We start from the raw sequence: 12,551 nt of genomic DNA, 5'->3' as shown, positions 1-12,551 counted from the left end.
TTCAAAAAAGAAAAGGACAAACAAAACCGCTTTATTGGGCAGCGGACGCCGCCTTTTTGTTTCGATACGCGATGCTGTTCTCAATCAAGCCAAGAAACAGGGGATGCGGCCGATTCGGTCTTGATTTGAATTCCGGATGGTACTGGACGCCCACGTAGTACGGGTGGTCGGCGTACTCGATCGCCTCGACCAGCTGCTTGTCCGGGCTCGTGCCCGTAATCCGCATGCCGTTTTGCTCGAACTCGCTGCGATAGAAGTTGTTGAACTCGTACCGGTGGCGATGCCGCTCCTCGATCAAGTCTTTGCCATAGTAGGCGCTCAACTGCGAGCCGGGACGGATCGCGCACGGATAGGCGCCAAGACGCATCGTTCCGCCTTTGCGGATCGAGTCGCTTTGATCCTCCATAAAGTCGATGATGGTGTTGCCGCTTTGCGGGTCGAACTCATAGCTGTTGGCGTCCGGCAGCTGGAGCACATCGCGCGCAAACGCGATAGCCGCGATCTGCATGCCAAGGCAAATGCCCAAATATGGAATTTGGCGACGGCGGGCGTAGTTGGCCACCGCGATCATTCCCTCGATGCCCCGGCCGCCAAAGCCGCCAGGCAAAATAATGCCATCCACGTCTTTGAACACCGTGTCGAGCGCTTGCGGATCGAGCGTTTCCGAATCGACCCAGTCGATATCGACATGGACGTGGTTTTTGAATCCCGCGTGGTTGAGCGCCTCGGAAACGGACAAATACGCGTCATGGAGCTGGACGTACTTGCCGACAAGCGCGATTCGCACGTGGTCTTTGGACGCTTTGATGTTGTCGACCATCGTGCGCCACTCTTCCAGGTCGGGCTGGCGTTTTTCCAGGCCGAGCTTGTCGCAGACGATGTCGGCCACGTTTTGATCCTCGAACATCAGCGGGACTTCGTACAACGATTCCAGCGTCGTGTTTTCAATGACGCAATCGCTGCTCACGTTGCAAAACAAGGAAATCTTGTCCAGGACGTTTTGCGGGATCTTTTCGTCGCAGCGCGCGACGATCATGTCCGGATTGATGCCGTGGGACTGAAGCTCCTTGACCGAATGCTGCGTCGGTTTGGATTTGTACTCCTTACTGCCAGACAAGTACGGAATGTACGTCACGTGCATGAACAAGCAGTTGCTGCGGCCCACGATGAGTGGCACCTGCCGTATGGATTCCAGGAAGGGAAGGCTTTCCATGTCGCCGGTCGTGCCGCCGATTTCGGTAATGACGATGTCGGCTTGCGCGTGGCGGCCGGCCTGGATGATGAAGTTGCGGATCTCGTCGGTCACATGCGGAATGACTTGGACGGTTTCGCCCAAATACTTGCCGTCCCGCTCCTTATTGATGACGTTCCAGTACACTTTTCCAGTCGTCAGATTCGAGTATGTATGCAAATTTTCGTCGATGAACCGTTCATAATGGCCCAAATCGAGATCGGCTTCCAAGCCGTCGTCGGTCACGAACACCTCGCCATGCTGAAACGGCGACATCGTTCCCGGATCGACGTTGATGTAAGGATCCAGCTTTTGCGAAGTCACCTTATAGCCTCTCGCTTTCAGCAGCCGTCCCAAAGAAGCCGCGCTGATTCCTTTGCCAAGGCCGGAAACCACGCCGCCAGTCACAAAAATATATTTCGTATCGCTCATATTCCACCTACCTATTTTAACAAAGCTATTCATACACCACGACTTTCCGTTTGTCAAAGCATATTGTTTCATCTTTTCAATTTCTTTCATTTTGCACGCATTTCCCGTCAAACCGCTTTAAATTATGCTAAAATTAAAAGTAAACCACTGGGAATCATGGAGTCAACCTATGCTGAAAATATCAAAACCAATGAAAGAAAAGGAAAATCTTTACCGGCGAATCATTTTATTTGGCGTGGCCATCGCGATGCTCGCCCTGTACTTTGAAAAGATCCTCTGGATCTTCGGACTCGTCCTCAATATTTGCATGCCGTTTTTAATTGGCGGGGGAATGGGCTTTGTCCTGAACACCATCGCCAACAATCTCGTCCGCATGGTTTGCTTCGCGGGGAAACGAAAGGAAAACAAAGCGATTCGCTTTTTCGCCAACGTCGGCGCCATTTTCGTCATCGTCGCGCTGCTGCTCGTGTTCGCGCTCATCGTCGTGCCGCGCGTGGCCTCCAGCATGCAGACGATCATCGCCGTTATGCCCAAAACGATCTACAATCTTTACCATTGGGCGTACTACGCCTCCAAGCCCGTTCCGCTCGTCCACTCGTGGCTGCGCACGCTCAACGCCGATCTGGGCAACATTTCCTCCATGATCGACAGCGTGCTGCAATGGGTCGTTTCCGGCAACGTGAGCGAAATCGTCGGCTCCGTATACTCGGTCGTTTCGAACACGTTCTCGATTTTGTTTTCGTCGCTAATCGCGATCATGTTCTCGATCATCGTCCTGTTTCACAAGAAAACCGTCGTCAAGGAAGGGCACGTGCTCATGAAGGCGTACTTGTCCGGCGCCCACTACAAGAAGACGATCCACGTTTTGCAGCTGGTGCGCAACACGTTCACCAACTACATTAGCGGCACGTGCACGGAATGCTTGATTCTTGGCACGCTCGTGATCGCGTTCTCGTCGCTGTTCCGGATGCCGTTCGCGTTTTTGAGCGGGATCCTTGTCGGCATCGGAGCGCTCATTCCGATGTTCGGAGCGTTGTGCGCCGCCATCATTTCGGCGCTCTTTATCGCGATCGAAAGTCCAATGCAGGGCGTTTACTTTATGATATTGTTTGTTTGCATTCAGCAAGTGGAGGGAAACTTCATTTATCCCAACGTGGTTGGAAAATCCGTGGGGCTGCCGCCAATTTATGTCATGGTTGCCGTGACGCTTGGCGCCAATCTGGCCGGCGTGATCGGGATGGTTCTCTTTATTCCGGTTTTCTCGTGTTTGTACCAGCTGATCAAGGAAGACGCCAAAGGACGGCTCGAGCGACGGGAGTATTTGGAAAGCGAATATGAAAACGAATAGAAAAAATCAGGAGCTGCGGCTCGTTCCGTTTGGCACAAGGCAGGCGGATTGTGTATGATAAGGCTGGTGATGAAATGATACACGTCAGTGACATTCTCCATGCGCAGCGTTGCCAACGATATGCGTGGAACAGTAGACATAAAAAATTAAAGCAGGAAAACTTTTACCATATGGAAACGTCGTTTTCGTCGTTGTGGAGCCGCTTTCTCGGATTCGAGCAAAGCGCGGTCGGCAAAACGGGGGACTCCAACGCGCAAAGCGCGGCGCTGATCGCGGAAAACGAAGTCGTGCGGTTCGCGCGGTTCGAGTACAAGACGTTGCGCACGAAAATTCCGGCCCTCCAAAAAACGGAGCGCGGACTCGTGCTGTACTATCCGTTTTTGAGCGCGTATCCAAAGGAAAGCGAGATTTTGCACATCGCGATCGACGTCCAGATCCTGGAACGGCTTGGCTACAAGGTAGATCAGATTTACAGCGTCTATTTGAACAAGGACTATGTGCGGGAGCAGGAGCTGGACTTGTCCAAGCTTTTGATTCGCAGCGATTCGCTTTTCAACAAGCGCAACAAAGCCAACAAGACGATTCGCGAGCTGCTGGAAGAATGCGAGCTCGATCTCGACGTTTTAATCGACCAGACTTGCGCGCTGCTGGAAAAAGAGCAGCCGCCCGCCCAGCGCACCCGCGCCTGCACGACGGGGCGCAAATGCGCTTATTACGACTTATGTTTCCAGGATCAAAACGAGCCGGACGACTCGGTTTTGTTTTTGACGACCTCGCGCGCCAAGCTGGACGCGTACGAAAACGGCGTCCGCCGCATTTGCGAGATGGATCCGGACGAGATGGAAGGATTCGCGTTGCAGTACGCGCAGTTCATGGCGTCGAAAACGCAAGCGCCGTTTTGCGACGCGTTCGCACTGTCCACGTGGATGGAGCAGGTGGAATATCCCATTTCCTATCTTGATTTTGAATGGGACACGTTTCCGGTTCCCCCGTACCCGAACATGCATCCTTTCGACGTGCTGTGCTTTCAATACTCTTTGCATGTCGAGCAAAAGGACGGAACGCTATCCCATATGGATTTTTTCGCGACCGGGGACTGCCGCGAGGCGTTTATCGAGTCGCTGCTGGAAAACATTCCGAAAAAAGGGTCGATTTTAGTGTACAACATGGAGGGCGCCGAAAAGCTGCGGCTCGTCCAGCTTGGCATGCAGTTTCCCCAGTACGCGCAGCGTCTCGAGGAAGTGTACTCGCGGATGATCGACTTGTCCAAGCCGTTCGAGCAGGGGTTGTACTACGACAACCGGATGCGGGGCCACTACTCGCTTAAAAGCGTTTTGCCGGTGTTTAACGCCGACTACTCGTACCAGGATCTGGATATCCAGGACGGGATGAACGCGGTGTTCGCCTACCGGCACTACGACCGGGCCGACGAAAACGAAAAGCAGCTCATCCAGCACGCCATCCGGGTGTACTGCATGATGGATACGTACGCCGAGTATGTCGTCTGGCACGCGCTGCTCGATTACTTAAAACAACTAGAAAAGGAGATGGACTATGCCTAACATCATTACCCATTCATTGTTCGCAAAAGAAATGGCGGACCGCTTTCCCGATGCCGGCTGGCTGCACGCGCGCGAGCATTTGTTCACCGTAGGCAGCAACGGACCGGATTACTTGTTTTTTTATGGATTTGGCGCCGGCGGACCGCTCAAAGGCGCTACCTTGCGCCGCTATGGCGGGCAGCTGCACAAAGGCCATGTCAACGCGTTTTATGAAAGCGCGCTGCGCTCGATTCGACACGAGAAGGATCCGGCGATCCGCCAGGACATGATCGCCTACGTGTGCGGTCATTTAAGCCACTGGGCGCTCGATTCGACCGTCCATCCATACGTGTACTACCGGACGGGGCACGGCTCGGCGCAAAACAGCTGGAACCACCACCGGATGGAATCGGTGCTGGATTCGATCGTTTTGAAAGTGAAAAACGGCGAAACGACAAAACAATTCGACACGCCGGCGATCGCCAACTGCTCGCTCGAGGAAGCCAGGGCAGTCGCGCGCATTTACGTGCCGGCGATCGAGGCCGTTTTCAACGAGCAAATCGCGCCGCATCAAATCAAAGACGCGCTTGACGACTGGCACCGCGTCCAAAAACTGGAGCACGATCCAAAAGGCGTCAAACTGGCTTCGCTCAAAAGCCTTGAAAAGCTGACCGGCACGAAAAACCTGGCATCCGGACTGATCGTGCCAAACGCCCCGGTGGACGACTATGACATCTGCAACCTGACGCATAAAAAGTGGATCCATCCCGCCGACGAGAACCGCGTGTCGACCGAATCGTTTTTCGATTTGTACGACAAGGCGCTCATCACAGGCGAAACGGCGATCCGGCTGTTTTTGGCGGCCGTTGACGACAAAGCCGAAGAAAAGGATTTTTTGCGTTTTATCGGCAACCGCACGTACAACGAGGGACTGCCGGAAGATTTGCCAATGGTCCACTTCGACGTGTGCGATTTTACCGACGCAGGAAAAACAAAGACCAAAAAAAGCGCTTGAATGCGCTTTTTTTAGAAAGAGGGAACCGATGAAATCAACAGAAAAAGAAGTCGTGGCGCAAACCTTGGCGCCCCATACCTTTGACTCGTTGCGCGAAGCGCTTTTGGATCTTGGGATCCGCAAAGAGGATATTGTGCTTGTGCATTCCTCGCTTTCAAAACTTGGATGGGTCGTTGGCGGCGCCGAAACCGTCGTCCAGGCGTTGAAATCCGTCGCGGGAACGATTGTCATGCCCGCCCAGTCCGGCGCCAATTCCGAACCGTCATACTGGCAGGACCCGCCGGTTCCCGCCTCGTGGTGGCCACGGATCCGCGCCACGATGCCGCCGTTTTCCCGAACGAGTCCGGTTCGCGCCATGGGGCAGGTCGTCGAGCACTTTTTGATGGATCCAACCGTGGTTCGTTCCGCCCATCCCCAGGTTTCGTTCGCCGCCTGGGGAACACACGCCGAAACGATCGTGGAACGTCACGGACTGGACTTTGGGCTCGGGGCGGATTCACCGCTTCAGACGTTGTACGCGCGCGAGGCGAAAGTGCTTTTGCTGGGGGTGGACTATGGAAACTGCACGTGTTTGCACTGGTCCGAGGCTCATCTGCCCTCGACTCCTCTCGTGCGTCAGGGCGCCAGCGTTCTTGTCGATGGAAAACGGGTTTGGAAGACGTTTGACGAGTATGACTACGACGACAGCGACTTCGCTTGCCTTGGCATGGACTACGAAAGGCAGGGCGGTTTCGTCGTAAAAAACGAGCTGGGCCGGGTCGTGCCGATGCGCGATTTGTGCGATTTTGGCGTGCAGTGGCTCCGGAAGCATCGAACTTTTGAAAATTTCAGCCTAGACCATTGAAACAATTTTCAGTATAATTGATAGGTAATATCAAAAAACGAGAGAGGTGACTTTGGAATGTATAAAATCTTAAAAAAAGAAGTCTTGAATCCAACGGTGACCAAAATGGTGATTGACGCGCCCCACGTGGCCAAACGCGCCAAAGCGGGTCAGTTCATCATTTTACGGGTTCACGACGAGGGAGAACGCATTCCGCTGACGATCGCCGACAGCGATCCGGACAGCGGGGAAGTGACGATCATTTTCCAAATCGTGGGCAAGACGACGATGCTGCTCAACGAGCTCGAGGAAGACGCCAGTCTGGCGGACTTTGTCGGCCCGCTTGGCCAGCCAAGCGAGATCGAAGGTGAAAAGGTGTGCGTGATTGGCGGCGGCGTAGGCTGCGCGATCGCGTATCCGACTGCCAAGGCGTTTGCCAAAGCGGGATCGGACGTGACGACGATCTCGGGCTTTCGCAACAAGGATCTGGTGATTTTGGAAGATGAGTTCAAGGCGGTGTCCGATGCCTATTATTTGATGTCGGATGATGGCAGCGCGGGCGAAAAAGGTCTGGTGACGCAAAAGCTGGAAGAGCTCATTCAAAGCGGTGAGAAGTTTGATAAGGTCATCGCGATTGGCCCGGTGATCATGATGAAATTTGTTTGTGAAGTGACGAAAAAATACGGAATCCCGACAATCGTGTCCATGAATCCGATTATGATCGACGGCACGGGCATGTGCGGCGGATGCCGTTTGAAGGTCGGCGATGAAATCAAGTTCGCCTGCGTGGATGGGCCGGATTTCGACGGCCACGCCGTCGATTTTGACGGGGCGATGAGCCGCAACCGCGCGTATGGCGATTTTGAACGGCACGAACGCGACGCCGCGTGCCGTCTTTTAAAGAAGGAGGTTCAATAATGCCGAACATGTCCCCGAACAAGGTCGCGATGCCGACCCAGGAACCGGAAGTCCGGATCACCAACTTTGAAGAAGTCGCCATGGGCTACACGCCGCAAATGGCGATCGAGGAGGCGCAGCGCTGCCTTCATTGCAAACACAAGCCATGCGTCCAGGGATGCCCGGTCAATGTCAACATTCCAGAGTTTATCGAAAAAATCAAAGAGGGCGATTTCGAGGAAGCGTACCGCATCATCGGCATGACTTCGTCTTTGCCGGCGGTATGCGGCCGGGTTTGTCCGCAGGAAAGCCAGTGCGAGAAATACTGCGTGCGCGGAATCAAGACCGAGGCGGTCGCGATCGGGCGTCTGGAACGCTTTGTCGCGGACACGCATCGCAACGAGCACGACGCGCCGTTGAGCAAGCCGCAATCCAACGGCCACAAGGTGGCGGTCGTGGGCGCCGGACCGGCGGGATTGACGGCGGCTGGCGATTTGGCGCGCATGGGATATGACGTGACGATTTTCGAGGCGCTTCACGTCGCGGGCGGCGTGCTGATGTACGGCATTCCGGAATTCCGGCTTCCAAAGGAAATCGTGCAGGCGGAAATCAGCCATTTGAAGGAGCTTGGCGTCGAGATCGTCACAAACTTCGTGGTTGGGCGCAGCGACACGATCGACGCGCTGATCGAGGACGGCTTCGAAGCCATCTTTATTGGCTCGGGTGCGGGTCTGCCAAACTTTATGGGACTGCCGGGTGAAAACCTCAAAGGCGTGTATTCGGCCAACGAGTTTTTGACCCGCATCAACTTGATGAAGGCGTACAAGGAAGGCGTGGACACGCCGATTCAGCGTCCGGCCAAGACCGTCGTGGTCGGCGGCGGCAACGTGGCGATGGACGCGGCGCGATGCGCTCGCCGGCTTGGCTCCGAAGTGCACATTGTGTACCGACGCTCGCTTGAAGAGCTTCCGGCCCGCAAGGAGGAAGTTGAGCACGCGATGGAGGAAGGCATCATTTTTGATTTGCTGTGCAATCCAGTCGCGGTCATCGGCAACGAGGAAGGCTGGGTCGAGAAAGTCGAGTGCGTCCGCATGGAACTTGGCGAGCCGGACGCCTCGGGCAGAAGACGCCCGGTCGTGATCGAGGGAAGCAATTTCACGATTGACGCCGACTGTATGATCATGGCGATCGGAACGTCGCCAAACCCTTTGATTCGCCACACGACGCAAGGGTTGGAAGTCAACCGGCGCGGCTGCTTGATCGTGGATGAAAACGAGCAGACGTCCAGAGAGGGCATTTACGCTGGCGGGGACGCCGTAACCGGCGCGGCGACCGTCATTAGCGCGATGGGCGCCGGAAAGAAAAGCGCGGCGGCGATGGACGCGTACATCCGCTCGAAATCCGAATCGTGAATTTTGTAAAAGAAATAATTTGTAAGGGTTTACATTTTTCTTCGATAGGTGTACTATAAGGACGGATAAAAGTTGAGACAAGGCTCAATCTCAACTTCTCGCATACATACATCCTTCCTTAAGTATGTGAGTATATTATTCATATCGATTCCTTTCGATACAGAAAGAAAGCACTTCGGTGCTTTTTTTCTTGCGGTTGACAAAAACCGCCAAGTTCATTACATTTAATAGTGGAAAAAAGGAGAGATAATCATGATCAACTCAAATGACTTAAAACCGGGACAAACGATTTGCGTCGATAACGATATTTATGTCGTTCTTGATATTTCCCAAAACAAAACAGCGCGTTCCGCGATGGTTGTCAAAGCGAAAGTGCGCAACCTGCGGACAGGAAGCAACGTCGAGCTTTCCTGGGGCGGCGGCGAAAAAGTGGAACCTGCCATGATCGAGAAAAAGGAAATGCAGTACTTGTACGACACGGACGACGCGATGGTTTTCATGGATAACGAAACGTACGAGCAAGTCGAGATTCCTACGGCTCGTCTGGAGTGGGAGAGAAAATTCATCAAAGCCAACGACAACGTGAACATCACCAGTTACGATGGCGAAATCATTGGTGTATCCCTGCCGGACAAGGCGACGCTGCAAATCGTGGAATGCGAGCCGGCGGTCAAAGGCGACACGGCGACCAACGCGATGAAAACGGCCGTGATGGAGACAGGCCTTGAAGTGAAAGTGCCTCTTTTCATTGGCGAGGGCGAGATGATCGTCATCAATACGAGCGACGGAAAATACTCGGGCCGCGCGAAATAGTCTTTTGCAATCAGACATAGTTTTTCTATGTCTTTTTTTCTGTTTTGCCCGATACTTATGCGCAGACGGTTTTTATTTACTCTTGTTTTGTGTATAATATATGAGATTACTTAAGGGAGGTCACTATGGCTCAATTGTCAAGAACCAAAAAATACCAGGAATTTAGAGATAAATTGGACGAGGAAACGACGGCGGCGCAAAGCCAGCCGGTCAAGCCTCGATTGTCACGGGTGCAAAACCATCAGCTTTCCCATGCGTCCAGACCGATGCATGTGCACGAGGATCCAAAAGCGCGTCAAAGCGCGAAAAGCGATTTTCGGACGAGTCCTGTCATGGACGAGCTGCTTGGCGAAGTGAAACAGTATAATATCGACAACGGAACGCGAATCACGGACGATACGCAAATCAACATTTTGCGGCAGCTCGACACGCCGGCCGAAACGAAAAAGCGGACGCGTCACTTCCTGCCGATGGAGGAGGACGAAGACGAAGGCGGTTCGACGATGAAGCTGCCTAAATCCATTAGCGAGGAGTCGGCGCTTTCCTCTTTGATGCCCAATCAAAAGCTGACGCGCATCAATCCGGTCGCGATCAAGGAAACGGAAATCAGTCAGGAGGAAGTCAACCGGATGATCGAGCAGGCGAAAGCCGAGGAAAAGAAGGAAATTGAAAAAATCGTCCTTTCCAGCAACGACATCCGCGCGGACGAAAAGGCGGATACGGACCGTCTCGACGTGCTGATGACGCGCAAGGAGGAAATCGACTTTGAAGAAGAGCCCGTCCGCCCTAGAAAAAAGAAGAAAAAGAAAAAAACGGCCGCGTCCAAGCCAAAACGGGAAGAAACAAAAGTCGTCGTGAAAGAGGATGTGGAAATGCCGAGCGCGAAAATGCGGATGCGCGCGGAAGACTACGACAACGATTTATCGGAGAAGAAGTCGAAAAAATCCGGTATGTGGCTGAATATCGCCTTGATCGTTTTGATCGTTCTGCTGCTTGCCTCCATCGCGATGACGATTTACTTCGTCATGGGGATCTCGGCCTAATGCGTAAGATCAATATCGCGATCGACGGGCCAAGCGGCGTCGGCAAAAGCTCGATTTCCAACCGGCTGGCCGAACACAACCACATGACCCATCTCGACACGGGCGCGATGTACCGCTGCGTCGCTTTGGCCATCCGGCAAAACGATGTCGCCCTCGATGACGAGATGGCGCTTCAGCGGCTGCTGGACACGATTCGCATCTCGTTTGACGGACCCGTCGTGTATTTGAACGGAAACGACGTGACCGAGGCGATCAAGGTGAATGAAATTTCCAATTTCACATCGAAGATCGCGACGATTCCGATGGTTCGCGAGCGCATGGTGGCGCTCCAGCAAAAAGCCACGGAGCCAAAAAACTTTATCGTCGACGGCCGGGATATCGGGACGACCGTGCTTCCCGACGCGGAAGTGAAAATCTTTTTGAGCGCCTCGCCAAAAGCGCGAGCCGAACGACGGTATAATGAATACGTAGAAAAAGGAATCGAAAGCGATTATGAAACGATTTATCAGGATATCGTGGCCCGCGACTATCAGGACACCCATCGAAAAGTGTCGCCGCTGCGAAAGGCGGACGACGCCATCGAGGTGGACACTTCGGACTTGACCATCGACGAGGTGGAGGAAGTCGTACAGGATATTATTGATAAAGCGCTCTAGAAAGGAGCAATCGTATGATTCGTGGAACCATAGCCTTGGTCGGACGTCCGAACGTAGGCAAATCAACAATTTTTAACGCATTGATCGGCGAACGCAAAAGCATCGTCGAAGACTCGCCGGGCGTGACCCGGGATCGAATTTATGGAGAGGTGGAGTGGCTGACCCAGCAGTACCGGGTCATTGACACGGGCGGGATCCAGCTGGAAAACCAGCCATTTTCCGAGGAAATCAACATGCAGGTCGACATCGCCATCGAGGAAGCGGATGTGATCGTCATGCTCGTATCCGCCCGGGAAGGCGTCGTCAGCGATGACATCGCGATCGCGCGCCGGCTGCAAAAATCGAAGAAGCCGGTTATTTTGGCGGTCAACAAAGCCGACAATGAATCCTTGCGGATGAACACATATGAATTTTACGAGCTGGGTCTGGGGGATCCGATCCCGATTAGCGGCACGCATCGCCTTGGACTGGGGGATTTGCTCGACGAAGTCGTCAAGGATATGCCGGATCGCAATTTGCCTTCGTATGAGGGCATTACCTCGTTTTGCGTCATTGGTCGGCCGAATGTTGGTAAAAGCTCGCTTGTAAACGCGATCCTGAAAGAAGAGCGCTCGATCGTCTCCAACATCGAGGGAACGACCAGGGACGCGATCGACACCGCTTTCCGGCACGAGGACCGGGAATACCGGATCATCGACACGGCCGGGATCCGCAAACGGGGCAAAATTTACGAGTCCATCGAGAAGTACTCGATTTTGCGCGCCCAGGGGGCGATCGAACGGTCGAATGTCGCGTTGTTTTTGATTGACGGCGAGCTGGGGATCCGTGAGCAGGACAAGCATGTGGCGGGTTTGGCGCACGAAGCCGGAAAAGGCGTGATTATCGTCTACAACAAATGGGACAGCGTGGAAAAAGACGAAAAGACGATGAACCAGATCACGAAGAAGATTCGCGAAGAATTCAAATATTTGGATTACGCGCCGATCGCGTTCGTATCCGCCAAAACCGGCGCGAAAGTGTCGAATTTGATTCCTTTGATCGACCAGGTCCACGACGCGTGCACGCTGCGGATTCCGACCAACGTGCTCAACGACGTCGTTTTGGACGCGCAAATGATGAATCCGCCAAAACCGCACAACGGGCGGCAGCTAAAGATTTATTATTCGTCCCAGGTCAGCGTGGAACCGCCGACGTTCGTGTTGTTCGTCAACGATCCGGAGCTCTTCCACTTTTCGTACAAGCGTTACATTGAAAATAAACTGCGTGAGGCGTTCGGCTTTGTCGGAACGCCGATCCATATCATCGCCCGTAAAAAATCGTAGCGGGCGATTTCTCATACT

At 53.7% G+C, this 12,551-nt stretch carries 11 protein-coding genes; 10 read left to right on the top strand and 1 reads right to left on the bottom strand.

Features of this window, described 5'->3' with window-relative positions; translation table 11 throughout:
- Positions 1-31: 31 nt before the first annotated feature.
- A complete protein-coding gene (locus tag ABNS49_RS01075) occupies positions 32-1,663 on the bottom strand; it encodes a CTP synthase (RefSeq protein ID WP_135979263.1) in 1,632 nt (543 codons plus the stop codon).
- A 169-nt stretch (positions 1,664-1,832) separates the two neighbouring features.
- Between ABNS49_RS01075 and ABNS49_RS01070 the strand changes: the two genes are divergently transcribed.
- From ABNS49_RS01070 to der, 10 genes are all read left to right on the top strand, one after another.
- Complete coding sequence (locus tag ABNS49_RS01070) at positions 1,833-3,011, top strand: AI-2E family transporter (RefSeq protein WP_289108315.1); 1,179 nt, start codon at positions 1,833-1,835, stop codon at positions 3,009-3,011.
- A gap of 170 nt (positions 3,012-3,181) precedes the next feature.
- Complete coding sequence (locus ABNS49_RS01065) at positions 3,182-4,573, top strand: DUF2779 domain-containing protein (RefSeq protein ID WP_277820724.1); 1,392 nt, start codon at positions 3,182-3,184, stop codon at positions 4,571-4,573.
- A complete protein-coding gene (locus ABNS49_RS01060) occupies positions 4,566-5,567 on the top strand; it encodes a zinc dependent phospholipase C family protein (protein WP_135979260.1) in 1,002 nt (333 codons plus the stop codon). The genes ABNS49_RS01065 and ABNS49_RS01060 overlap by 8 nt, the downstream gene beginning before the upstream one ends.
- A gap of 28 nt (positions 5,568-5,595) precedes the next feature.
- Positions 5,596-6,411 carry an AAC(3) family N-acetyltransferase gene (locus tag ABNS49_RS01055; protein ID WP_135979259.1) on the top strand — a complete coding sequence of 272 codons (816 nt, stop codon included), beginning with the start codon at positions 5,596-5,598 and terminating at the stop codon, positions 6,409-6,411.
- Positions 6,412-6,468: 57 nt separating this feature from the next.
- Positions 6,469-7,308 (top strand): sulfide/dihydroorotate dehydrogenase-like FAD/NAD-binding protein, encoded by an 840-nt coding sequence (locus ABNS49_RS01050; protein ID WP_135979258.1) that lies wholly within the window; start codon positions 6,469-6,471, stop codon positions 7,306-7,308.
- Positions 7,308-8,699 carry an NADPH-dependent glutamate synthase gene (gltA, locus tag ABNS49_RS01045; RefSeq protein WP_135979257.1) on the top strand — a complete coding sequence of 464 codons (1,392 nt, stop codon included), beginning with the start codon at positions 7,308-7,310 and terminating at the stop codon, positions 8,697-8,699. The genes ABNS49_RS01050 and gltA overlap by 1 nt, the downstream gene beginning before the upstream one ends.
- A 252-nt stretch (positions 8,700-8,951) precedes the next feature.
- Entirely contained in the window at positions 8,952-9,512 is a 561-nt protein-coding gene (gene efp, locus ABNS49_RS01040) for an elongation factor P (RefSeq protein ID WP_135979256.1), read from the top strand.
- 125 nt (positions 9,513-9,637) lie between these two features.
- Positions 9,638-10,555 carry a hypothetical protein gene (locus tag ABNS49_RS01035; protein ID WP_135979255.1) on the top strand — a complete coding sequence of 306 codons (918 nt, stop codon included), beginning with the start codon at positions 9,638-9,640 and terminating at the stop codon, positions 10,553-10,555.
- Complete coding sequence (gene cmk / locus ABNS49_RS01030; protein WP_135979254.1) at positions 10,555-11,211, top strand: (d)CMP kinase; 657 nt, start codon at positions 10,555-10,557, stop codon at positions 11,209-11,211. The genes ABNS49_RS01035 and cmk overlap by 1 nt, the downstream gene beginning before the upstream one ends.
- Positions 11,212-11,225: 14 nt before the next feature.
- A complete protein-coding gene (gene der, locus ABNS49_RS01025; RefSeq protein WP_135979253.1) occupies positions 11,226-12,533 on the top strand; it encodes a ribosome biogenesis GTPase Der in 1,308 nt (435 codons plus the stop codon).
- Positions 12,534-12,551 lie beyond the last annotated feature (18 nt).

Source organism: uncultured Dubosiella sp., from assembly GCF_964018005.1.
GTDB lineage: Bacteria > Bacillota_I > Bacilli_A > Erysipelotrichales > Erysipelotrichaceae > Dubosiella > Dubosiella muris.
This window is presented reverse-complemented; position numbering and strand designations above follow the sequence as displayed.